General features: G+C 62.1%; 19 protein-coding genes. 16 read left to right on the forward strand and 3 right to left on the reverse strand.

Features of this window, described 5'->3' with window-relative positions; all coding sequences use genetic code 11:
- Positions 1 to 41 precede the first annotated feature (41 nt).
- The 4 genes from ACSOSP_RS36145 (at position 42) to ACSOSP_RS36160 (ending at position 3,872) form a co-directional block, all read left to right on the forward strand.
- The gene (locus tag ACSOSP_RS36145) at positions 42 to 1,586 is read left to right on the forward strand and encodes a PqiB family protein (protein ID WP_455315345.1); all 1,545 of its coding nucleotides are present in this window, start codon (positions 42 to 44) and stop codon (positions 1,584 to 1,586) included.
- Positions 1,583 to 2,176, forward strand: coding sequence for a PqiC family protein (locus ACSOSP_RS36150; protein WP_455313822.1), 594 nt, complete (start codon positions 1,583 to 1,585; stop codon positions 2,174 to 2,176). Before ACSOSP_RS36145 ends, ACSOSP_RS36150 begins: the two co-directional genes overlap by 4 nt.
- Positions 2,177 to 2,316: 140 nt before the next feature.
- Entirely contained in the window at positions 2,317 to 3,507 is a 1,191-nt protein-coding gene (locus tag ACSOSP_RS36155; protein WP_455313823.1) for a pyridoxal-phosphate-dependent aminotransferase family protein, read from the forward strand.
- A gap of 98 nt (positions 3,508 to 3,605) precedes the next feature.
- Positions 3,606 to 3,872 carry a hypothetical protein gene (locus ACSOSP_RS36160; protein ID WP_455313824.1) on the forward strand — a complete coding sequence of 89 codons (267 nt, stop codon included), beginning with the start codon at positions 3,606 to 3,608 and terminating at the stop codon, positions 3,870 to 3,872.
- Positions 3,873 to 3,957: 85 nt separating this feature from the next.
- Here the strand turns inward: ACSOSP_RS36160 and ACSOSP_RS36165 are convergent, their stop codons facing one another.
- A complete protein-coding gene (locus ACSOSP_RS36165) occupies positions 3,958 to 4,899 on the reverse strand; it encodes a GlxA family transcriptional regulator (RefSeq protein WP_455313825.1) in 942 nt (313 codons plus the stop codon).
- A 146-nt stretch (positions 4,900 to 5,045) separates the two neighbouring features.
- Here ACSOSP_RS36165 and ACSOSP_RS36170 point away from each other — a divergent pair, with 146 nt between their 5' ends.
- The 4 genes from ACSOSP_RS36170 to ACSOSP_RS36185 all read left to right on the forward strand — a co-directional run bounded on the left by ACSOSP_RS36170 (position 5,046) and on the right by ACSOSP_RS36185 (position 10,863).
- Complete coding sequence (locus ACSOSP_RS36170; protein ID WP_455313826.1) at positions 5,046 to 5,861, forward strand: SDR family NAD(P)-dependent oxidoreductase; 816 nt, start codon at positions 5,046 to 5,048, stop codon at positions 5,859 to 5,861.
- Between the two features lie 426 nt (positions 5,862 to 6,287).
- A complete protein-coding gene (locus ACSOSP_RS36175; protein WP_455313827.1) occupies positions 6,288 to 8,438 on the forward strand; it encodes a tetratricopeptide repeat protein in 2,151 nt (716 codons plus the stop codon).
- Between the two features lie 179 nt (positions 8,439 to 8,617).
- Positions 8,618 to 9,280, forward strand: coding sequence for a glutathione S-transferase family protein (locus tag ACSOSP_RS36180; RefSeq protein WP_455313828.1), 663 nt, complete (start codon positions 8,618 to 8,620; stop codon positions 9,278 to 9,280).
- A gap of 179 nt (positions 9,281 to 9,459) precedes the next feature.
- Positions 9,460 to 10,863 (forward strand): methyl-accepting chemotaxis protein, encoded by a 1,404-nt coding sequence (locus ACSOSP_RS36185; protein ID WP_455313829.1) that lies wholly within the window; start codon positions 9,460 to 9,462, stop codon positions 10,861 to 10,863.
- A gap of 60 nt (positions 10,864 to 10,923) precedes the next feature.
- On the opposite strand, the gene ACSOSP_RS36190 is transcribed toward ACSOSP_RS36185, so the two are convergent.
- Together ACSOSP_RS36190 and ACSOSP_RS36195 are read right to left on the reverse strand one after the other, a co-directional pair.
- The gene (locus tag ACSOSP_RS36190; RefSeq protein ID WP_031361807.1) at positions 10,924 to 11,598 is read right to left on the reverse strand and encodes an HAD family hydrolase; all 675 of its coding nucleotides are present in this window, start codon (positions 11,596 to 11,598) and stop codon (positions 10,924 to 10,926) included.
- Positions 11,599 to 11,708: 110 nt separating this feature from the next.
- On the reverse strand, positions 11,709 to 12,440 hold the full coding sequence (locus ACSOSP_RS36195) for an IclR family transcriptional regulator (RefSeq protein WP_455313830.1): 732 nt from the start codon (positions 12,438 to 12,440) through the stop codon (positions 11,709 to 11,711).
- Between the two features lie 173 nt (positions 12,441 to 12,613).
- Here ACSOSP_RS36195 and ACSOSP_RS36200 point away from each other — a divergent pair, with 173 nt between their 5' ends.
- The 8 genes from ACSOSP_RS36200 to ACSOSP_RS36235 all read left to right on the forward strand — a co-directional run bounded on the left by ACSOSP_RS36200 (position 12,614) and on the right by ACSOSP_RS36235 (position 24,123).
- Positions 12,614 to 13,507 (forward strand): aldo/keto reductase, encoded by an 894-nt coding sequence (locus ACSOSP_RS36200; protein ID WP_455313831.1) that lies wholly within the window; start codon positions 12,614 to 12,616, stop codon positions 13,505 to 13,507.
- Positions 13,504 to 14,910 (forward strand): aminotransferase, encoded by a 1,407-nt coding sequence (locus tag ACSOSP_RS36205; protein WP_455313832.1) that lies wholly within the window; start codon positions 13,504 to 13,506, stop codon positions 14,908 to 14,910. The genes ACSOSP_RS36200 and ACSOSP_RS36205 overlap by 4 nt, the downstream gene beginning before the upstream one ends.
- Positions 14,911 to 14,993: 83 nt before the next feature.
- Positions 14,994 to 16,328 carry an NAD(P)/FAD-dependent oxidoreductase gene (locus ACSOSP_RS36210; protein WP_455313833.1) on the forward strand — a complete coding sequence of 445 codons (1,335 nt, stop codon included), beginning with the start codon at positions 14,994 to 14,996 and terminating at the stop codon, positions 16,326 to 16,328.
- A 35-nt stretch (positions 16,329 to 16,363) separates the two neighbouring features.
- On the forward strand, positions 16,364 to 18,403 hold the full coding sequence (locus ACSOSP_RS36215; RefSeq protein WP_455313834.1) for a hydantoinase/oxoprolinase family protein: 2,040 nt from the start codon (positions 16,364 to 16,366) through the stop codon (positions 18,401 to 18,403).
- 22 nt (positions 18,404 to 18,425) lie between these two features.
- Positions 18,426 to 20,441, forward strand: a complete 2,016-nt coding sequence (locus tag ACSOSP_RS36220; RefSeq protein ID WP_455313835.1) for a hydantoinase B/oxoprolinase family protein — start codon at positions 18,426 to 18,428, stop codon at positions 20,439 to 20,441.
- Between the two features lie 263 nt (positions 20,442 to 20,704).
- Positions 20,705 to 22,237 (forward strand): ABC transporter substrate-binding protein, encoded by a 1,533-nt coding sequence (locus ACSOSP_RS36225; RefSeq protein WP_455315346.1) that lies wholly within the window; start codon positions 20,705 to 20,707, stop codon positions 22,235 to 22,237.
- Positions 22,238 to 22,331: 94 nt separating this feature from the next.
- The gene (locus ACSOSP_RS36230; RefSeq protein WP_455313836.1) at positions 22,332 to 23,609 is read left to right on the forward strand and encodes an NAD(P)/FAD-dependent oxidoreductase; all 1,278 of its coding nucleotides are present in this window, start codon (positions 22,332 to 22,334) and stop codon (positions 23,607 to 23,609) included.
- A gap of 160 nt (positions 23,610 to 23,769) precedes the next feature.
- On the forward strand, positions 23,770 to 24,123 hold the full coding sequence (locus ACSOSP_RS36235; RefSeq protein ID WP_455313837.1) for a cupin domain-containing protein: 354 nt from the start codon (positions 23,770 to 23,772) through the stop codon (positions 24,121 to 24,123).
- Positions 24,124 to 24,229 lie beyond the last annotated feature (106 nt).

The following is a 24,229-nucleotide window of genomic DNA, read 5'->3' on the forward strand; positions in this document are numbered from 1 at the left end:
GTATTCCGACAGCAGTTGCTGTCAAGCGGTCGAAGTGGCGCATGCAGCTTGTATGGTTGGTGCCGCTTGTCGCCGTCCTGATTGCCGGATGGCTGGCCGCGCAGGCCATTATGCAAAAAGGCCCGACCATCACTATCAGCTTTTCCACCGGCGAAGGGATCGAGGCCGGCAAGACCAAGATCAAGTTCAAGAACGTCGATATCGGCACGATCAAAAGTGTTGAACTTTCCGACGATCACAAGACAGTGCTCGCCAGCGCTGAGATGTCCCGCAGCGCTTCCAGCATGCTCGTTGACGACACTCGCTTCTGGGTCGTTCGACCGCGCATCTCCGGCGGCACAGTGTCGGGCATAGGGACATTATTGTCCGGCTCTCACATCGGAATGGACGTCGGTACAGCGCAGAATGCGCGACGCGATTTCGTCGGACTCGAGTCACCGCCGGTCCTGTCGTCAGGCGCACCAGGGCGAGAGTTCGTGCTTAAGAGCGGCAACATCGGTTCCCTCGATATAGGTTCGCCCGTATTCTTCCGGCGGCTTCAGGTCGGTCAGATCGTCTCGTATGCGCTTGACCCCGACGGCGCGGGAATGACCTTGCACGTTTTTGTGAATGCGCCTTATGACAAGTACGTAACGAATGACACGCGCTTCTGGCACGCAAGCGGCGTCGATGTGACTCTGGATACGACCGGCGTGAAGCTCAATACCGAATCATTGGTATCAATCCTGATTGGCGGCCTGGCATTCGAGAACCCGCCTGACTCGACCAGCAAGGCTGAAGCGGAGGCGCGGCGCCAGTACGAACTTTTTGTCGACCGGGCCGAAGCAATGAAACTGCATGACACCATCGTCGATAAATACGTGCTGGACTTCAAGGAGTCTGTACGCGGGTTGACCGTTGGTGCACCCATCGACTTCCGCGGGATAGTCATTGGTGAGGTATCGGCGATTCACACGCACTTTGATCCGGCAAAAAGGGAATTTAGTATCCCCGTCGAGGTGAGCATTTTTCCCGAGCGCCTGGTCGCGAGCGACGACTCGGGAGCCAGGAGTGCGAGTACATCGGTGGAACGAAAAGCGATTACGGAAGACCTGGTATCGAAAGGGATGCGGGCGCAACTGAGGACCGCGAGCCTCTTGACTGGACAACTGTATATAGCGATCGATTTCTTCCCCGCCGCCCCCAAAGCGACTGTTGACTGGAGTAAAGGGACGCCTCAACTGCCGACAGTGCCAGGTAATCTGCAAGGCCTGCAAGACTCGATCACCAGTCTCGTCGCCAAGCTGAACAAGATTCCGTTCGAGGGAATCAGCCAGGACCTGCGCAAAACGCTGGGTGACGCAGACACGCTGATGAAAACCATTAATACGGATGTGGCGCCCGAGGCGAAAACTACGCTGGCCGCTGCTCGCGAGGCGCTCACGTCGGCGAATCGCGCATTGCAAAGCGACTCGCCATTGCAGCAAAGCACCGCTGAAACAATGCGCGAGCTGTCACGGACCGCAGCTTCGTTCCGCTCGCTTGCAGAGTATCTCGAACGCCATCCGGAAGCGCTGCTCCGCGGCAAGACCGGGGACAAGCAATGAGCCGATATCCACGGTTCCTATGGACCGCGATCTTGCTGACTTTGTTCGCGGGGTGCGCAACGTCGCCGGCGTCGAAGTTCTACACGCTGAGCCCTGTTCAGGTCGTCGAACAGTCGTCCGGCGGCCATCCGGTCACGATCGCGATCGATCCCGTAACGGTTCCCGAACTGGTCGATCGATCGCAGATGGTGACCAGGCTGGACGCGAACCGTGTGTCTATCGATGAGTTCGCTCGCTGGGCGGAGCCGTTGAAGAAGCAGATTCCAGGTGTACTGGCTGAGGATCTCGGGCGGTTCATCCCGGGGGCGATCGTATCCACTTACCCGCAGCGGGTGGACGACAACGCCTACCGCATTTCGATCGACGTGCAGGTCTTCGATTCGTCAACGAACGGCGCAGTAACGCTGGCGGTTATCTGGTCGGTGCGTTCGCCGAAGGGTGGTGAGAACGTTAGCGGACGCAGTGTTGTACACGAGAGCGCAGGCGGCCCTGGTTACGACGCCCTGGTCAAGGCACACAGCCGAGCGCTCGCATCGGTAGCGAGCGATATCGCCGTGGCGATGCATTCGATTGCGGGGAAGCAAGGTTAGGGCCGAACTGGTGGTGAAAAGGCAAGCCCTGTAGAATAATTCGGCCAACAACTAGCCAGGCTTGCAATGACACTGACTGACGACAAAGCTCAAGCGCGCACGAACTCCCGCTGCAATCACCCATTTCCAGTGCTTCTCGCATGAACGACGTCGCCCGTTTGCCCGGCCATCGCTTTCTGCATTCGCCGGGACCCAGCCGCGTGCCGGATGAAGTCCTGCACGCAATGAGCCGTCAGCCGATGGACCTGGCTGACCCGCGACTGGATCGCTGCATTGCCGCGTGTGAAGCGGGACTGAGGCGCGTGCTGCGGACAGAGCAGGCAGACGTCTTTCTCTATGCCGCGAACGGGCATGGCGCTTGGGAAGCCGTCATCGCCAATCTGGTTGCGCCGGGTCAGGCGGTGCTGGTGGCAGGCACCGGTCACTTCTCGGAGTCGTGGGCGGTGCAGGCCGAGGCAATGGGCGGCCGTGTGATTCGTACCCCCTGGGTCGCAGGCCGTCCAATCGATCCGGCGGATATTGAAGCCGTGCTGCGGGAAGATGTCAAACGCGAGATCGTCGCGGTCTTCATCGTTCATACCGACACCGCCAGCGGCATCACCAACGATCTGCCCGCCATGCGGGCGGCGCTCGACCGTGTCGATCATCCGGCGCTGCTCGTGGTCGACGTGGTTGCATCGCTTGCAGCCGCGCCGTTCGCGATGGATGCAACGCGCATCAACGTGGTTCTCGGCGCCAGTCAGAAGGCGTTGATGGTGCCGCCGGGACTCGCGTTCGTCGCGGTCGACGAGAAGGCGATGGAAGTCTCGCGCCGCAATGCCACGCCGCGTTTCTACTGGGACTGGGAGCGGCGCAAAAGTCCGCTGTCGTACCGCAAGTTTTGCGGCACGCCGCCGCAAAGCCTGATCGCCGGGCTGGAGGCATCGCTCGGGTTGATCTTCCGCGAAGGCTTGCCTCAAGTGCTGGAGCGCCATAGGCGCATTGCGCAAGCGGTGCAAGCCGCGGTGCAATGCTGGAGCGAAGCGGGGGCGTTGCGCTTTTTCTGCGAGGTGCCTGAGGCGCGGTCGGTGGCGGTGACGACCATCGCGGTGAGCGAGGGTATCGATCCGGAAGCCATCCGCAGCGTCGCGCGCGAGCGCTTCGAAGTCGCGATTGCCGGCGGTCTCGGGCCGCTCGCGGGCCGCGCATTCCGCATCGGGCATCTCGGCGACATTAACCCCGCGATGATCCTTGGATGCCTCGGCGGCGTCGAAGCCGCGATGACCGTGCAGGGTGTTCCGTTCGGCCGCGGTGGCGTGGAGCGTGCGATCGCACGGCTGGCCTCGGACTGAGTTCGGAGCCGTAAAAGAGTTGAGCCAAGTGTGTTCTTCCGAACTGCCAAGGGTACGCCGCGTTGCTATAAAACAAGGGCAGACTCGGGGAGAACACCATGACAGAAGAACAAGCCCGCGGCATTCTTGCCGCGAAAACGGCTGCTCGCGAATTCGTGCTTCAACGGCTTGTGGAAGACAAGGCCTGGGAGCTTCGGACCAGTTCCGCGATGACCGCGACGATTATCCGCAATAGCTTCGAAGGCCTTGCCAGACTGACCTATGCGCAATTGGCCAAGGCTGCCGAGGACGCGGGGATATCGGACGGTGACCGGCAAGTCATGAGCATGACGACCGTGCTCGCACAGTTGGCGCCGGCGGCATAGCTCCAGCCTGAGGCACGCAAACGGGGTTATCAGCTTGATTCAATGAAGCGGGTCCTTACCTCACCCGCGCAAAACCCGCCCTTCATCACACCATCTGCGATTCCGTCATCCGCCGCATTGCCTGCGGCGACTGTCCAAACGCCCGCAGGAATGCGCGTCGCATCCGTTCACGGTCGCCGAAGCCACTCTCGCGTGCGACGACATCGACTGAATGGCGTCCTGCTTCCATCATCAGGCGAGCGGCCTCCACGCGCAGGTTTTCGATGGCCCGGGCGGGCGACTGTCCGGTCTCGTCGGTGAAGATCCGGCTGAACTGGCGCGGGCTGAGGTGGGCCGCTTCCGCCAGCTCTTCGATCGACAGCTTCGCCGTCAGGTTGGCCTTTGCATAGGCGAGCGCGGTCTGCACGCGATCCGATTTCGCGCCCAGTTCGAGCAGCGCGGAGTATTGCGACTGGCCGCCGGCGCGACGATGATAGACGACCATTTTTTTCGCCACGAGCCGTGCCGTGTCGGCGCCCAGGTCTTTCTCGACGAGCGCCAGCGCAAGGTCGATCGCGGCGCTCGCACCGGCGGATGTCCAGATCGGGCCATCGACAACGAAGATCCGGTCCTCCTCCATCCTGACCTGCGGATACGCGCGCTGAAGCGCCCGCGCGTAGTACCAGTGCGTGGTGGCGCGGCGGCCGTCCAGCAAGCCCGCCTCGGCCAGCACAAACGCTCCCGTGCAGGTCGCCGCAATGCGTTCGGAGGTATTCAGCGCGTCGCGAAGAAATGCCCCTACGCCGGCCGAATGCGGCGTGCCTATGGTGTCGCCGGTGACGATCAGGGTGTGGAATTTACTGCCCTTGAAACTCGCGGTCTCCATGCCGAAGCCGAGCGACGAGCGCACCGAGCCGCCGTGTTCCGACACCAACTGCACCTCGTACGCGGTTTCTCCGACCGTCATGTTTGCAAATTCGAACACGGTCGAGACTGCCAGCCCCAGCACCTGAAAGTCGGGATAAACAATGATTCCGATCGTTTTCACATGGCCTCCTGCGCGCCAGGAAAGGGATTCCGGGCAATGTCCTAAAAAGTGGTATCTATGTCATTGAGGACATGATCGCACACTTCTACTATTGCGTTCACACACCGGCGCTTCTGCCGGAACACTTGAAGAACTGGAGAACGGAAATGAGCAATGGTGCGAACAAAGGTACGGCCCTCGTGACGGGCGCGTCCACCGGCATTGGCGCGGACTATGCGAAGCGGCTGGCCGAGCGCGGTTACGACGTCATTCTGGTGGCGCGCAACCGCGACCGCCTGAACGCGCTGGCGACCACGCTGACGACATCGACCGGACGCAATGTCGAGGTTGTCGTCGCGGATCTGGGGACGCCTGAGGGCGTGCGCAAAATTGAAGATGTGCTGCGCGACGACGCGAGCATCACGATGCTCGTGAACAATGCCGGCGTGGGCGCGACCGCGCCGCTCGTGGATTCGGACATCGACAAGATGGACGCGATGATCACGCTCAATGTGGTCGCGCTCACGCATTTGACGAAGGCGGTCGTACCGGGTTTTGTTGCGCGTGGCGGTGGCACGATCGTGAACATTGCATCGATTGTCGCTGTGTCGCCGGAGACGCTGAACGGTGTGTACGGCGGCAGCAAGGCATTCGTGCTCGCGTTGAGCCAGTCGCTGCACCACGAACTGGGCGCGAAGGGCGTGCGGGTCCAGGCCGTGTTGCCGGGCGCGACCAGCACGGAGTTCTGGGACGTTGCGGGCACACCGGTGAGCTATCTGCCGGAAAGTATCGTAATGACATCGCAGGACATGGTGGACGCGGCGCTTGCGGGCCTCGACCAGGGCGAGCTGGTGACGATTCCCTCGCTGCCGGAAGCGGCTGACTGGAACGCGTATGAGGCGGCTCGCCAGGCGTTGATGCCGAACCTTTCGCGTCGGCTGCCGGCGGCGCGTTTTGGCGTATCGAGCGGCTCGCAGCACTAAGCGATTGTGTAGTGAGCGGCCCGATGCCGGCGCGTTCTCTTTGAGGGCAGATCACCGCTCTTGGAGGGAGAACGAAATGGCGTGCCTGTGCATTGGGCTGCGTTGAAGAAACCCTAAGCGTGTTTGTAAGCTTCGAATAAGCCAGTTGAGTACAGCAGTTGCGATTCACCGAGACCCTTAGCGGCGGACCATACGCAATTACGCCAGCTTGCCAAGGCTTTCCAGCCGCTCTTCAGCATCCCATCCTCCGAATAGCGTGCAGCAATGCGCTCATTTCCGGCCGTCACGCCGATGGCAACTATCGTAACCTTCGTGATGGGCGCTTCCCCTTTTCCGCAGACGTTCGACGTATCGCTCTTATGCCATGCGGAGTGAAGGGACCGCGCCCGACCAGAATTCGCTTACCCGGGTTTCGAAGAACGATCAATGACATCTGTCTCAACAAGCGCACCTCCCTTTGCGGACTGGCATCAGTCGGCTGCTTCGCTATGCATGGCCGGACAATACGGACAAGCGTTGTCGATGGTCAAGCCCATGCTTGAACCGCATCCGGTTTTGACGGGAAACGCGCTAGCGGAGGCCTTGAACATAGCGGCGGTCTGTTCACTAGGCCTGAGCCAACTGGCGGACGCGCAAGCGTATTGGCGGCAGGCTATCGAGGCCAAGCCCGATTTCGTCGATGCCTACAATAACCTCGGCATGCTGCTCAAGGGACTTGGCTCTCTGACGGAAGCGGAGGCCATCTACCGGCAACTGCTGAGCATCCGCCCTGACCTCGCCGAGGCCAGCAACAACCTGGGTGCGGTGCTCTACGATCTCGGACGCCTGCATGACGCCGAGGCGGCGTACCGGCATGCGCTTGCGACTCGTGCGAATTATGCGCAGGCCCATTACAACCTGGGCATCGTGCTCTATGACCTGCGCCGTTGGCACGAAGCCGAGAGTGCCTACAGGCAAGCATTGGCTCTATCTCCCGATGCCGGGGCTTACAACAATCTCGGCAACGTGCTCAAGGAACTCGCCCGTCTTCCGGAAGCCGAGGCGGCATACCGGCAGGCGCTGATTCTCCGGCCTCAACACGCCGAGGCGCTCAATAACCTCGCGAACGTGCTCAAGGAACTAGGCCGCCTGCCTGAGGCTGAGCTGGCTTGCCGGATGGCGCTGACTATCCGCCCCGATTACGCCGAAGCGCACCTTAACCTGGGCGCGTTGATGGTCGCCCTCGAACGCCTTCCCGAAGCGGAGGTGTCTTACCGGCAGGCGCTCGCACTTCGGCCCGACTATGCGCAAGCTCACTACAACCTGGGCATCGTGCTGCAGACTCTGGAGCGGCTGCCCGAGGCCGAGGCGGCCTATGGCCAGGCGTTGCTGAGCCGGCCGGATATCGTCGAAGCGCATAACAACCTTGGCAACGTGCTGTGGGCACTGCATCGCCCGGCTGACGCCGTTGCGGCTTACCGGCGAGCGCTTGCTCTTCGACCCGAGCTCGCCGAAGGGCACCACAACCTTGGCAACGTGCTGAAGGAGCTCGGCAGTCTGACGGACGCCGAAGCAGCTTTCCGGCGAGCACTCGCGATCCGCGCCGACTATCACGATGCAAAAGTCAGTCTCGCATCGCTGCTGCTCAGCATCGGCGAATACGAAGAGGGATGGCAGCTTTACGACTCCCGTTATGACCAGCCGGGATTTATCCATTACCAGACGCAGTCCTTGCTTGCGTGTCCCCGGTGGCGCGGTGAAGCACTTGCGGGCAAGTCGCTGCTGCTGTGGCAGGAAGATGGTCTTGGCGACATGATCCAGTTTGGCCGCTATTTACCCTTGCTCAAGGCACAAGGTGCGGTCCATATCGCATTTGCGTGTGCGCCTGCGCTGCATCGGCTGTTCGCGGCCTTAGTAGGCGTCGATGCGGTCCTCGACCACGAAACCGCGCTGGGCCGGGCGCTTGAATACGATCATTGGACGAGCCCGATGAGCGTGCCGCTGCACCTGCGCACGACCATGGACACCATTCCCGATCCCATCCGCCTGGTGCCCGGCCCACTGCTCGTCGAACACTGGCGCGCGCGGCTGGCGACGCTGCCACCCGGCCGCAAAATCGGTCTGGTCTGGAAAGGCAATCCCAAACATCACAACGATGCCAACCGTTCGCTGCCCTCGCTTGCAACGCTTGCGCCTCTCTGGAGCGTGCCCGGGGTCAGCTTCGTGAGCCTGCAAAAAGGGCAGGGAGAAGACGAGGGTCAGTCGCCGCCCGCGAGTCTTCCGTTGCTGCACCTTGGGACAGACCTGAGCGATTTCGCCGATACCGCCGCCGTCATCGGCGAGCTCGACCTGTTGATCTGTGTGGACACCTCCGCGGCACACATCGCGGCTTCACTGGGCAAGCCGTGCTGGGTGTTGCTGCCGCGAGAAGACATCGACTGGCGCTGGATGCGCGAGCGTGAAGATTCTCCGTGGTATCCGCAGACGCTGCGCCTGTTCCGGCAAGCGGCCGATGAGAGCTGGCCGGCGGCTGTCGAGCGGGTGCGCCTGGCGTGTCTCGCGGCATTCTCAAACGAGGATCGCTCGCCGGCGGGATGAAGGGAGCACTTCCCGTGCGGTCGTTTGGCTTTGCCATTTACGTCCTGCTTCCGAAATGGTTCCGTGAGCAAAACCGCGTCCAGCAGCAGAGGTTTTAAAATTCTTCAGAGTGGATGTCGATTTTCGGCAGCCTCGTTCGTCGTCAGGGAAAGCAGTCTTTCTCAACCCGAGGTGATCCGATGACATTGAAACTCTACGCCCATCCGTTCTCGTCCTATTGCCAGAAGGTCCTGGTCGCGTTGTACGAGAATGGCACCCCGTTCGAATGGCGCGCGTTGTCGCACGAGAACCCGCAGGTGATGGAAGAGCTGACGGCGCTCTGGCCAATGAAGCGCTTTCCCGTGCTCGTGGATGCCGGGCGCACCGTGGTCGAGGCGAGCATCATCATCGAGCATCTGGGTCTATATCATCCGGGCCCCGTGCCGCTGCTGCCTGAAGATCCCCGCAGCGCAATGGAAGTGCGCAGCATGGATCGGTTCTTCGACAACTACATCTCGACCCCGCAGCAGAAGATCGTGGCCGACAGCTTGCGCCCGCAAACAGAACGCGACCCGCGAGGCGTTGCCGATGCGCGCGCGATGCTCGAGACCGCTTACGGCTGGCTCGATGGCGTCATGGCCGAGCGTGAGTGGGCAGCGGGCGCTCAGTTCAGCCTGGCCGATTGCGGCGCTGCGCCGTTCCTGTTTTATGCGGACTGGACGCATCGCATTGACGCGTCGTTCCCGCACGTGATTGCGTACCGGCAGCGTCTGCTGGCGCGTCCATCTTTTGCGCGGGCGGTTGACGAAGCGCGTCCGTATCGGCCGCTGTTTCCGTTGGGAGCGCCTGCGGATCGCGATTGAATCCGGCGGCCGGCGGTGACACAGGGCAAACCCGATGTAGCGCTTGCATCGCCTCGCATCCCTTTAGTTTTCCCAGCAATCGGACGTTATACGGGAAGACGTCACGCGGAATTCGATGAGCCCGGCATGCCGAGATGCAACCGGGGAATTCCACGCAAATTAAATACCGGGGGCAAGGGATGACGGGTTTCGGATTCGGGCAACGGGGGCGCACGCTCGCGGCGGTCGGCAAGATCGCCGAGCATGCGGGCAAGCTGGGTATCGAGATCTGCGATGTATCGGGGCACGTCGAGGAAGTGGCGGCGCGCGCGACGCGTCAGACGGATTTGTGCCACGGCTTGCAGCGCTCTTCACTGTCGACCATGGAAGGCAACCAGCGGATTGCCGCGGCGGCGCGTCAGATGCGTATCGTGGCGGATCAGGCCGCATCCGACGTCAGCCAGTCCCAGGAGACGGTCAGGGTGTCGCTGGCGGACATCCATGGTCTGGTCGACAGCGTCTCGGTGATGGCGGCGGAGATCGAGACCTTGCGAGGCTCGTTGAGCGACGTCAGCAAGATCTCCGAAGAAATTTCGATCATCGCGCGCCAGACCAATCTGCTGGCCTTGAACGCCGCGATCGAAGCGGCACGCGCAGGTGAGTCCGGCAAGAGCTTCGCCGTAGTCGCCGCGGAAGTGAAGGCGTTGTCCGCGAAGACCGCACAAGCCACCTCGGAGATCGGGACAACACTCACCAGGCTGTCGGGTCAGGCTGACCTGCTGATGGCCGAAGGCTCCGCCAGCGCGGCACGTGCACAGCGAGTCAAGGAGGGCACGCATGCGATCGGCGAGGTGGTGTCGGCGACAGGAAAGGCAATCACCGAGCTGAGCGTTGAAGCGGAGCAGATCGCTTTGCAGACCGAAGCGATCGATCAACAATGCAGCGGGCTTGCGTCTCAAGTCTCGGAGATGGTCGGCGGTGTCGAGCAGTCGAGCGGCAGCTTCACGAAGGCGCGCGATCAGTTGAGCAAGCTGTTGGGCGTGTCCGAAACCTTGATCGAGCTGACGGCGGAAGCGGGAATAGAGACGCCTGATACGCGGTTTATCGACGCGGTCATGGGCGCCGCGCAGAAGATCGGCCGGGCGTTCGAGCAGGCGATTGCGCGCGGCGAGATCTCGGCGGCCGACCTTTTCGATTCCGCATATAACCCGATTGCCGGCACCAATCCCGAGCAATTCACGACCCGTTATATCCAGCTTGCCGATCGCGTCCTGCCGGAAATCCAGGAGCCCTTGCTGGCGCTGGATAAACGCGTGGTGTTCTGTGCAGCCGTCGATACCAAGGGCTACCTGCCCACGCACAACAAGAAGTTTTCGCAACCGCAAGGTTCGGACCCTGCCTGGAACGCCGCCCATTCGCGTAACCGGCGCATCTTCAACGACCGCACCGGCCTGGCTTCGGGGTCGCATACCAAGCCGTTCCTGTTGCAGACTTATCGACGCGATATGGGCGCCGGGGAATACGCGCTGATGAAAGACGTGTCCGCGCCGATCATGGTCGCTGGCCGTCATTGGGGCGGATTGCGACTCGCGTATAGCGTCTGATCCGGTTCGACCGCAGATTGCTGAACGATCGGCGTCTAAACAGCGGTCGTACATCAACGCCTACGGCCTTGCAGCCACTTCATCCAGATGCAACAGCAAGTCCGCTGGGTCTTCGTACACGCGCAGCGCGCCGGCCCGTTCCAGTTCGTCCATTCCGTAGCCGCCCGACAGCAGCCCCACGCCCAGCGAGCGGCAACGCCGCGCGGCGAGCATGTCCCAGATGCTGTCGCCCACCACCACGCAATGCTCGATCGACACCCCCAGGCGCGCCGCCGCTGCAATGAAGAGATCGGGGTCGGGTTTGGCGTACTTCACGTCATCGCGCGTGACGACCACCGACTTGGCCGGATCGACCCCGAGCGCTTCAAGATTCACGGCCGCCGTCTCCATCCGGCCGCTGGTCGCAATGGCCCAGCGCGTACCCGCATTGGTGAGCGCGGCGAGCAATTCGCGTGCGCCGGGCAAGGGGCAAACCTGTGCACGCAGCCGCTGATATGCGTCCGCATGAGTGCGGCGCAAACGCTCCACGCGCTCGGGACTGATATCGCCGTGGGTTTCGCGCAGCAACTGGTTCGTGAAGAGGCCGCCGCTCATGCCGATCTTGCGATGGATGCGCCATACCGACAGCTCGATACCCTCTGCATCGAGTGCTTCTTTCCAGGCAAGAACGTGCTGATACACGCTGTCGACCAGCGTTCCGTCGAGGTCGAAGAGGAATGACGTTTCGATTCGCATGATGGGGTCCTTTGGCAGTAGGTTCAGGCGGCTTCATGAGCGTGGTGACAGCGTACGCCTGAATCTTGTCACCGATACGGCATACGCGCTTCACCTCATCGATAGCGGCCCTAAACGCTGATAGCCGCCGCTGCCTTCGCAACGGCTGTTCCCCATTCAACGAGACGCTTAGGCTCGTAACGGGATTCGGGCATGGAGATGCAGATGCTGCCGACGGGCGCGCCGTCCGAATCGATGATCGCCGCGCCAATAGCACACACCGCGCGCCGATACTGCGACAGGTTGATCGAATAGCCGCGCTTGCGGATGCGTTCGAGTTCGAGTCGTATCTCGGCGGGGTCGCACGGCGTGGTGTCGCTGAATTTCGGCAGGTCGCGGCTCAGGATTTCTTCCACCTCGGCCTCGCTCATGTACGCGAGCACGGCGAGTCCCGTTGCCGTTGCGTGGAACGGGCTGAGGTCGCCGATGGGACTGAAGGTGCGCACCGTCTGCGTGCAATCCGCGCGGTCGATCAGCACCATCGACTTGGTGCTGTCGGGAATCGACAGGTGAACGGTCTCGTTGGTCAACTCGCGCAGCTCGCGCATCGGCTCGCGCGCAGCGGCATACAGTGCGCCGCCGCGAAGCGCGGCAGGGCGCACGCCGAGGATCCGCGCGCCCACTTCCCAGCGCGTCAGGTCGCCGCCGGTCTGGCGCAGCCAGCCGGCCTCGTGAAAGGTCATCAGCACGCGCTGGACGCTGGATTTCGGCATATCGAGCAGACGCGCCAGCACCCCCACGCTGACCGGCTGGTTCTGAGACACCGCCTCCAGGATCTCCAGGCTCTTCAACAAACTGTTCATCTACTCCTCCCGTGATTCACCGCAGCAGGAAAAAGCACACGCTCGTTCGGCGCGCAGCCGTTCGCTTGCGCCGCGAAAAAGCGCGTGTTACTTTGCATCTGTCGAAAATATGGAACAGCGTGCCGCATTATGGCACGGTAATAACAAACCTGAAATCCCGAAAAATTCTCGCGATGACATTTCCTCTTCGTGCGTCAGCGCCTTTGCAGGCAGTTGCCGCTAACGGCGCGCTGATTCCCCGGTTGGGTCTGGGCACATGGCAATCCAGCCACGATGAAGGCGTCCGTGCGGTGCGCGCGGCTCTCGACGCCGGCTACCGGCATATCGACACGGCCGCCCGCTACGAGAACGAGCAGGCGGTCGGCCAGGCGCTCGCCGCGTGCGGCGTGCCGCGCAACGACGTGTTTGTGACCACCAAGGTCTGGCATACCGAGCTGCGCTCGGCCGATTTCCGCCGCGCGGCAGAAGCGAGCGTCGCGCGGCTTGGAATCGATCACGTCGACCTGCTGCTCGTGCACTGGCCCAACCCCGAGGTACCGCTTGAAGAGACGATCGGCGCGCTCAACGACGCGCAACGCCGTGGCCTGACGCGGCATATTGGCGTATCGAACTTTCCGGTGGCGCTGCTCGATCGTGCAGTGGCGCTCTCGCCGTTGCCGCTGGTCGCGAACCAGTGCGAATACCATCCGTATCTCGACCAGACCAAGCTGCTCGCTGCCTGTTCGCGGCATGGCATGGCCCTGATCTCGCACTCGCCGCTTGGCAGCGGCAAGCTGCTTGCGGACCCGGTGATCGCGGAGATTGCACGTCGGCATGAGAAGCAACCCGCGCAGATCATCTTGCGCTGGCTGATCCAGCAGCCCGGGGTCGCCGCAATTCCGAAGTCATCGAATCCGGGGCGCATTGTGGAAAACCTCGCGGTATTCGATTTCGAACTCGATGCCGCGTCGATGGCGCGCATCAGCGCGCTCGCCCGCGCCGATGGCCGCGTGAGCAAGCCGGCGTGGCATCCGGAATGGGACATCGCTGACGCCTTGCACACTCCCTCACTCGCGGCGCAGCCATGAACCCGACCCCTGCCTCACTGAGCGATGCGATCTTCGCCGCCGACCGGCGCCACTTCATGCATCCCGGAACGCACGCGTCCGAGCATGCTTCCGGCGAACTGCAAGGACACCTGATGAGGCGTGCGTCGGGCATACGCATGGAGGATCACGCAGGCCGTTCCTATATCGATGCGTTCGCCGGGCTGTATTGCGTGAACATCGGTTACGGACGCGAGGAGATGGCCGAGGCGATGGCGGCGCAGAGCCGCAAGCTGTCGTTCTATCACACGTATGCAGGCTTCTCGAACGACCCCGCTGTCGAACTGTCGCAGCGGCTGATCGAGGACTGGTCGCCGCCGGGAATGAAGAAGGTGTTCTATGGCATGTCCGGCTCGGACGCCAACGAGACACAGATCAAGCTCATCTGGTACTACAACAATGTGCTCGGGCGTGCGCGCAAGAAGAAGATCATCGCGAGGCATCGCAGCTATCACGGTTCGGGTATTGCAACCGGCAGCCTCACGGGACAAGCGAAGTTTCACGCGGCCTTCGACTTGCCCATGCCGCAAGTGCTGCACACGGTATGTCCTGACTTCTATCGCGACGCCCGGCCGGGTGAGAGCGAAAGTGCGTTCGTGGCGGATTGCGTCGAGCAGCTTGAACGGTTGATCGAAAGCGAAGGGGCGGACACCATCGGCGCATTTTTTGGCGAACCGGTCATGGGCTCGGGCGGCATCCTGCCGCCGCCGGCCGGCTACTGGCCGGCCATCCAGGCTGTACTGAAGCGGCACGACATCCTGTTCGTCGCCGATGAAGTCGTCTGCGGTTTCGGGCGTCTTGGCTCACGCAACGGCTCCGGGCATTACGGTATCGAACCCGACCTGATCTCGGTCGCGAAGGGACTCACGAGCGGGTACTTGCCGCTGTCCGGGGTGATTGTCGGCGAGCGGGTATGGGACGTGATCGAGCGCGGCTCGCGGGAGCAGGGCGCAATGAGCCACGGCTGGACTTACTCGGGCCATCCGGTGTGCGCGGCCGTGGCGTTGACGAACCTCGACATCCTCGAGCGCGAGCAACTGACGCGCAATGCCGCCGACGTCGGCGCGTATTTGCAACAGAGCCTGCATGCCGCATTCGATGATCACCCGCTCGTCGGCAATGTACGTGGCGAGGGGATGCTGGCCGCGCTTGAGCTAATGGCTGACAAGACCGAGCGCACGCCGTTTGCCGCAGCGCTCAAGGTCAGCAACCGGGTCGCGCAGGCGGCGCTTGCGCGCGGCCTGATTGTTCGCCCGCTCGGCATTCACGACATCATTGGATTCGCGCCGCCGCTGGTCGCCACGCGAGCGGATATCGACGAAATCATTGGCATTACGTGGCAGGCGCTGCAGGCGGCGAGCGAGGATTTGCCCGTGTGCGGCTGATTGTTTCACGACCAATACCGACGCATTGAAACCACAGTGTGTCGTAGTCCTATTATTTACGCATTCACATCAAGGACCTCACCGTGTTGACGCGCAGCCAAGTGTTTTCCTCCGATTTCACCGATACCCCGTACTGGTGGAAAGACTGGCGTCCACACGACGACCTGATGTCCGACGTGCCGCGCGAAGTCGACGTGGCGATCGTCGGCGCGGGTTATGCGGGGTTGTCGTGCGCGCTCGAATTCGCGAAGCATGGCTTGAGCGTGGCCGTGCTCGAAGCTGATGTGCCTGGGGTCGGTGCGAGCACGCTCAGCGGCGGACAAGTGTCGGGAGGCGTGAACGTGGGCAAGGCGCCCTCAGGCAAGAAGCTGGACAGCGCCGTATCCGAACAACGCCAGCAAGCGCTGTTGCGTGAAGCCGCGGCTTCCTACGGCGTCTTTGAACGCATCCTCAGGGACAATGCAATCGAATGCGCTTATCTGAAGGCCGGCCGCATCAATGCGATGTGGACCGACGCGCATCTGGCCGCGTGGAAGAAGCGCATCGTGAACCTGAACGCGTACGCGTCGGCGGGCGCGCGGATCCTCTCGCGCGACGAGCTGCGCAGCGAACTGGCGAGCGACATGTACGCGGGCGGCGTCCTGCTCGAGCGCGCGGGACAAGTCCACCCGTCGATGATGTTCGCCGGGCTGCTCGCCGCCGCTCGCGGCGCGGGCGTCACGGTGTGCAGCAAGGCCCCGGTCAGGACGGTTGAGCGCTCCGGGGCGGGGTATCGCATAGAGACCGCGCGAGGAACGCTCGCGAGCGAACATGTGGTGATCTGCACCAACGGTTATACGGGCGAATCGATGCCGGACCTGAAGCGCCGCGTGGTGCCGGTCGTGTCGCATCAGATCGCAACCGAAGAGCTTCCCGCCGATTTGCAGGCATCGCTGATACCGAAGCGCCGCGGTATCTCGGAGACGCGTCGCGTGGTCAACTACTACCGCTATTCGCCCGACGGCAAGCGTTTCCTCTTTGGCGGCCGCGCGCGTTTTTATAGCCTCGACCGGCGTCAATCGGGTGCGATCCTGCATGCGCAGATGGTTGAGCGCTTTCCGCAAATGGCCGACATCAAAGTAGCGCATAGCTGGGGCGGCACGGTGGCGCTCACGCTCGACTTCCTGCCGCATCTGGGCCGCACCGCCGACGGTATCCACTACGCGCTCGGTTGCAACGGCAGCGGCGTGGTGATGATGACCTATCTTGGCTACAAGGTCGCGCGCCTGATCATCGAAGCACAAGCGCCCGAGAGCAGCGCCTATGGCACGCCGATGCTCACGCACCCGCTTTATCGCGGCAAGCCGTGGTTCATGCCGGCGCTGGGGAGCTATTACCAGATTCGCGACGTCATCGACAAACGCAAACAGCACGGCTGAGCGGCACGTATCAATCGAAAGATAAGGACAACGCAATGGGTTTGAGAATCGGAGTGGATATTGGCGGTTCGTTCACCGACTTCGCGGTGCTCGACGAAGCGACGCGAACCATACGGACCCTGAAGGTATTTTCGCGGCCGGACAGTCCGGGCAGCGAAGTGCTTGCGGGAATGGAAGGCCTGCGGGAGCGCTATGGCATCGAGCCGCGAGAGGTGGTTTATTTCACGCACGGCACGACTGTGGGCGTGAACGCCGTCGTGCAACGCAAGGGCCTGAAGCTGGGACTCGTCACCACGCGCAACTTCGAGGATGTGCTGGATATTGCGCGCCTGAAGATCCCCGACATGTACCACCTGATGTCCAGCCGCCCCGCGCCGTTGATTCCGCGCGACCGTGTGTTCGGCGTGGCGGGCCGGCTGACGGCGGAAGGTGACGAGGAAACCCCCGTCGATGAGACCAGCGTGCTCGACGCCGTGCGCGGCATGCAAGCGGCTGGCTGCGAGGGCGTGGTGGTGTCGTTGCTGCATTCGTATCGGAACCCGTCGCACGAGCAGCAGGTGAAGGAGATCATCCAGCGCGCAATGCCGGGTGCGTTCGTCTCGTGCTCGCATGAAGTCTGGCCGATCATCCGCGAATACGAACGCACCGTCACGGCGACCATTGGCGGGTATGTGCAACCGCGCGTGTCGAACTACCTCACGAAGTTGCAGGCTGCGCTGGCCGAAAGCGGGATTGGCGCGGACCTCAAGGTCACCAAGTCGAATGGCGGCGTGATGAGCGCCGAGAACGGCAAGCAGAACTGCGTGCAGATGATCCTGTCCGGCACCGCGTCCGGCGTGATCGGCGCGGCGTATCTCGCGAAGCTCTGCAAGGTGAAGGACTGCATGAGTCTCGACATCGGCGGGACGACAGCGGACATTGCGTTGATCGTGGACGGCAAGCCGCAGTACGCGACGGGCGAATATATCGGCGAATTCCAGATCCATATTCCGTCGGTCTCCGTGTCGTCGATCGGCGATGGCGGCGGCTCGATCGCCTGGGTCGACGAGTTCGGCGTGCTCAAGGTCGGACCGGAAAGCGCGGGGTCGAATCCGGGCCCGGTTTGCTACGGCCGCGGCGGCACGCGCCCGACCATCACCGACGCATTCGCCGCGATCGGCGTGCTCGGCAGCGCGGCGCTTGGCTATAACGCGGTCAAGGTGGATGTCGATGCGTCACTGCGTGCAATCGAGCCGCTTGCGCAGCGGCTGGGACTCGACGTGTACAAGACGGCTGCGGCGATCATCGAGGTATCGATCTCCTGCATGTATGCAGGTGTGAGCCGCTTGAGTTCGCGCTTCGGCATCGACCCGCGTACCTTCTCTCTCATGCCTTTCGGCGGCGCGGGGCCGATGCTTGGCTGTTTCCTCGCCCGCGCGCTGAATGTGCGGAACCTGCTGGTCCCGACTACGCCGGGCGTGCTGAGCGCACTGGGCGGTTTGATCGCGGACACCAAGAACGATTTTGTTCGCACGACATATTATCCACTCGACCGCGCATCCCTCGAACGGCTCGGCCAAGACCTGGCGTTGCTGGAAACCGATGCGCGCGCCTGGGTGATCCGCGAGACCGGCACGGATGCAACGGCTGAACTCGTGGTCTCGGCGGATATGCGCTATCGCGGGCAATCGTTTGAGATCGACACGCCGCTCACCACCGACGCTATCGCCAACGGTGACATTGAAGGAATCGCGCAAGCGTTCCATCGCGAGCACGAACGCCTGTTTGGCCACAGCGATGAAAGGTCCGCGATTCAGGTAGTCGCGCTCAGGCTCGTCATCACCGCGCCCACGCCCAAGCCCGAGTTGCCAAAGATAGCAGCGGGCGAAGGCGCGCCAAAAGCCGAATCGGAAATCGATGCCTACCTCGACGGCGCGTGGCGTCGCGTGCCGCTCTACCGGCGCACGGCGCTGCTGGCGGGGCATCGATTCCCTGGCCCCGCGATCGTGGCCCAGGACGACACCACCACCTGCGTGCTGCCGGGTTTCAATGCCCGCGTGGACGACTACGGCAATCTTTTTCTCGAAGCCGTTTGACTGCTGACTTTGGAAACGCAACATGACATTCGATAAATCCGTCCTCCAGATCTTCGCGAACTACTGCGTCGCGGCTGCGGAAAGCATGGCCTATACGCTCGTGCGCACCGCGCATTCCGCTTTCGTGAAGGAAACGGAAGACTTCTCCTGCACGCTGATGAACACCCGCGGACTCACGTTTGCTTCGCCGAAGACGCTCGGCGCCACGTGGTATCCGGGTCTCGACTTCGGTGCGGTGATCGACATGATCGATCACTATGAACCGGGCGATATCTGCATGACCAACGACGCGTACAGCGGCTACGTGGCGACCCACACGCCCGACGTCATGATGTGGAAGCCGGTGTTTTTCGACGGCGAGATTGTCTGCTATGTCGGTGGGCATATTCATAACACCGACATGGGCGGCGCGGTGCCGGCGTCGCTGTCGCGCACGCTGACCGAGATCTACCAGGAAGGCATCCGCTTCGCGCCGACCAGGATTGTTCGCGCGGGTGTGCTGGATGAGGTTCTGCTCGAACACATGGCCATCAACGTGCGCGCGCCCGAGCAGAATCACGGCGACCTGAAGGCACAGATTGCGATGTTGATGACCGGCGAACGCCGGGTGCTGGAGATCATCGAGCGCTTCGGAATCGAGCAATTCCGCGCCGGGATGGACGCGCTGCTCGAGTACTCGGAAGAGCAGGCGCGCACGATCGTGAGGAGCATGCCGGACGGCGAATATTTCTTCGCCGAATATGCCGACGAAGATTCGGTCAACGGCAAACCGCTGCGTGTTGCGTTGACGCTGACTGTTGCGGACGGTTCGCTCGTCTTCGATTTCACCGGCAGCGATCCGCAACTGAATTCGTCGCTGAATATGCCAACGGGCGGCAAGGAGCGCCACGTCCTCGCGCTCGTCGGCCTCAACTATGTCTTGTACTCGCTTAACCCCGATCTTCTGCTCAACGCAGGCATGCTTAAAGTGGCACGCTGCATCCTGCCTGAAGGCACGATCATGAATTGCGTTCCGCCGGCTGCGGTCGGAATGCGCAGCCTGACCGCGAAGGTCGCGCAGTACGTAACCTTCGGTGCGTTCTCGATGGTGTGCCCGGAACGTTTGCCTGCGTGTCCGGCCGGCGGCATGTCGATACTCAACGTCAAGACCGTGGATCGCCGCGGCCGTTCGGTGATCGCGTCCATCGGTCCGGTCGGCGGTGGCGCGGGCGGCATGATCTCGGGCGACGGGTCGGATGCGTCCGGCGCGAACGTGGCGTTCCTGCGCAATACGCCGGTCGAGATCAACGAAGCCGAAGTGCCGATCCGGATCACCAGGTATGGCGTCGTGCCCGGTAGCGCGGGCGTGGGCAAGTACCGCGGCGGGCTGGGAACCGTGATGGAGTTCAGGGTGTTTTCGCCGGGCACATTGGTGACTGCCCGCAATCGCGACCGCTCGCGCTTCGCGTCCTGGGGCGTGCTTGGGGGCAAGGCGGGCGCCGTCTCGCGCTTTACCCGCAATCCGGGCCGCGAGGACGAGGAGGACCTCGGCGTGACCGACCTCGTCATGTGCGGTCCGGGTGACGTCATCCGCCTCGAAGGCTGCGGCGGTGGCGGCTACGGCCATCCGCACGAACGCGACGCGCAGAAGGTGGCCGAAGACGTGCGGCGCGGTTACCTTCGCGTCGATCAGGCGCGTGAGTTGTATGGCGTCGTGCTGGTCGACGGAGAAATCGACTTGGCAAAGACGGCTCAACTGCGCAACGAGGCCAAAAGGATAGCGGCCCAGACCGCCGTCGCCCACTTCGACTATGGTGCGCAGCGCAACGCCTATGAGGCGAAGTGGACACGCGAACGCTACGACGTATTGACCGGCATCCTGGCTCGCGCGCCGGTGGTGTGGCGTCATTTCCTCAAGCACAAGATCTTCGATGCGCTCGACGCGAGGGAAGCGGCGGGCACGCTCGCGGCCGGCGCCGGAGTTATCGGCGAACTGTATGCCGACGTGCTGCGGCGATACCCGCAATTGCTCGATGCGGAGCAGTCCGCCGTTGCCTGAAGCATGGGGAAAACGCGGACATTTTCATCGGCTGGCTGGCGGCCATGCAAAGCAGCGCGTTAGCGATGCGATAACAAGCGATTTATGCTGTTTTGCGGTTTTTGTCGGCGTTTCACGCGGATTCTGCAAGCATACGATGCTGCTGAAGAGACGCGATAAACCTAGCCCCCGTCGCCTCCTGAACGTTCTTTCTGATCCCTTACCCGTCCGGAGTCATTCAAGTGAAAGATGATATAAAAAGCGGTGGTCTAAGTCGTCGCGGCATGATGCGCGTGTTGGCCGGCACCGGCATGATGGCTGTCACCGGCGGCGGCCTGCTGTCGGTGTCTGGCGCTGCGCTGGCCGCCGATACCCCGAAGAAAGGCGGCAGTATCCGGGTGGCGTACGACGCGGGTTCGGTCTCGGACACCCTCGACCCTGCCGTGGGTTCGACGGGTAGCGACTACATCCGGTTCTTCATGTTCTATAGCGGCCTGACCCAGTTTGACGAGAGCCTGACGCCGCAAATGAACATTGCGGAGTCCGTATCAAGCTCCGATGCTAAAACGTGGATCATCAAGCTTCGCCAGGGCGTGACTTTCCACGACGGCAAACCGCTCGCGCCTGCCGATGTGGTCTATTCACTGCTGCGTCACAAGAATCCGCAGACGGCGTCGAAGGTAAAGACCCTCGCCGATCAGTTCGCCGATATCAAGGCAAGCGGTCCGAACGAAGTGACCATGGTGCTCGATGTGCCGAACGCCGACTTGCCGGCAATCCTTGCCACGCCGCAACTCGTGATCGTCAAGGACGGCACGACGAACTTCGCCTCGGCGATTGGAACCGGACCGTACAAGGTCAAGAGTTTCAAGCCGGGTGTCAGCACGGTCGGCGTGCGCAACGACAACTATTGGAAAGCTGGACAACCGTACCTCGACCAGATCGAACTGGTGAGCATCAGCGACAACGCCGCCCGCGTGAATGCGCTGCTCGCGGGTGACGTGCACCTGATCAACTCCGTCGATCCGCGCTCGACACAGCGCATTGCGTCGACCCCGGGTTACGCGGTGAAGGAAACCAAATCCGGTCTTTACACCGACCTGATCATGCGTCGCGATAACACGCTCACGGGCAACCCCGACTTCGTGCGGGGCATGAAGAACCTGTTCGACCGCGAGCAGATCCGCACGGCCGTGTTCCGGGGCTATGCCGTGACCGGCAACGACCAGCCGATCCCGCCGGGCCACCGCTACTTCAACGCGTCGCTGCCGCAACGCAAGTTCGATCTGGACAAGGCGAAGTTCTACATGCAGAAGGCCGGTGCAGTCGGCCCGGCCTTGCCGCCGATCTACGCCACGACCGACGCGAACGGTTCTATCGAAATGGCCGAGCTGATGCAGCAGACGGCTGCGAAGATTGGTGTGAACCTCGTTGTGAACCGGGTTCCCGCCGATGGTTACTGGTCGAATCACTGGATGAAGCATCCGCTCGGTTTCGGCAGCATCAACCCGCGTCCCAGCGCGGACGTATTGTTCACGCAGTTCTTCAAGTCCGACGCGCCCTGGAACGAGTCAGGCTGGAAGGACCCGCGCTTCGACCAGTTGCTGCTGAGCGCGCGCGCCGAGACCGACGATGCGAAACGCAAGCAGATGTACGGCGAGATGCAGGTGCTGGTGGCGGATCAGGGTGGCATCGGTATCCCGTCGTTCATCAGCCTGCTCGATGCCAACGACAAGCGCTTGAAAGGACTGGGTTCGATCCCGACCGGTGGGATGATGGGCTTCTCGTTCGCCGAACATGTCTGGTGGACTGCCTGACCAGGAGCGCCACTGAAGCGGCGCAAGCGGCTTCAGTGGCGCACGAGGAAAAATTCAGGAGCAGGCTCGTCGCGCCACATTCAACTAAAAATCAATGAAGCTTGATTCGTATTGGCTGGATACGGCTCCCGTATTCAGCGAAGCTGCACAGGGTCCTGTGGAAGGCCGCGCCGATGTGGTGGTGATCGGTGGCGGGTTCACGGGTTTGTCGGCTGCGCTCGAACTGGCTACGCGTGGTGTATCGGTCACTGTGCTCGAAGCAGGGCGCATAGCAAGCGAGGCGTCCGGGCGTAACGGCGGCCAGTGCAATACCGGCGTCGCGCAGGACTTCGCTTCGCTTGCCGCGAGAGTCGGACTGGAGCAGGCCCGGGGCTTTTATCGTGCATATGAAAGTGCGGTGGCGAGTGTGGAGTCCATCGTCTCCCGTCATCAGATCGATTGCGACCTTGTTCGCACAGGGAAGCTGAAGCTTGCAGCCAAGCCGAAGCACTACGAAAAACTGGCGCGTACCTATGAGGTGTTGCGTCGCGAGGTCGACCCGGAGGTCGAGTTGATTCCGGCCGATCGCATGCGCAGTGAAATCGGTTCGGATGGTTTTCATGGCGGGCTGTTGCAGCGCAACGGCCTGCAGATGCACATGGGCAAGTTTGGAGTCGGCCTGGCGCAGGCCGCCACGCGGCATGGCGCGCGTATCTTCGAAGGCGCGGCGGTGACGCAGTTAAAACGCATCGACGGGGAGCGTTATGAGCTCACCTCGGCGCGTGGCGTCATCAGGGCGGACCGGGTGCTCGTGGCAACGGGTGCATCGCGCGTGGGGCCGTTGCAGTGGTTCCAGCAGCGCATGGCGCCGGTGGGCAGTTTTATCGTGGTGACGGAGCCGCTTTCCACTCAGCAGCTCGACGCGTTTTTCCCTCACAGGCGCAGCTATGTGACGTCGCTTAACATCGGCAATTATTTTCGGGTGACGCCCGATCACCGGCTGCTGTGGGGTGGCCGCGCGCGCTTCGCGATGTCCAATCCCCATTCCGATGAAAAGAGCGGCAACGTGCTGCGCAAGGGCCTGGCTAGGTACTTTCCGGAGCTTGCCAACACGAGGATCGACTACTGCTGGGGCGGTCTGATCGACATCACCGTGGACCGGCTTCCTCGTGCGGGTCAGCACGAAGGGCTCTACTATTCGATGGGTTACAGCGGCCACGGCGTGCAGATGTCGACGCATATGGGACGCATGATGGCTGACGTGATGTCGGGTTCCGAACAGGCCAACCCGTGGCGTTCGCTTGCCTGGCCCGCTGTGCCTGGACATGCCGGCCGCGCGTGGACGCTGCCTTTGGTCGGCGCTTACTATCGGCTGCAGGATCTTTTGTTCTGACGGTTCTTGTCGTTTTGACTTGGCGCCTTGTGAATTTGACTCACGTCGCGGTGAAAATTTCTCTCTTTGCGCGTGGATTGCGTGTGGTTAGTCTGGTGACTGGCGGCTGACACCTGGCCCATGCGCGCCATGGTTAGCCGTGCCTCACATGCTTCGCCGCATGGATCCGCAGGAGACGATCTTGGACCCTGAATTGATCAACCCAGGCGCAATCGCAGCGCAGACCAAAGCGGGATACTTCAATCAGGTCCTGGCTAAGGTGAACGATCACGCTGTTCATCTTAGCGTCATGGATGCGCCATTTTTCTGGCATTTCCATCCAAACTCGGACGAAGTGTTCATCGTTCTCGAGGGCGTCTTGCTTGTCGAGCTGGAATCGGCGCGATACGAGTTAAAGCAGGGCGAGATGTTGACGGTGCCGGCCGGGGTCAGGCATCGGACCAGCCCTTTGAGCGCGCGATCGGTGAATCTCACCATCGAAAAAATGAATGCCGAAAGCGTACGCGTTTCCTGAACGCAGGCCTGGAATAAAAATTCCGTAAAGCCCTCAGCGGCCTGCATATATATGCCGTAAAACACGAAATATTTACGGCATTTTTTCTTGTTCTCAACCGGCGAGG

Source organism: Caballeronia sp. KNU42 (assembly GCF_053760385.1).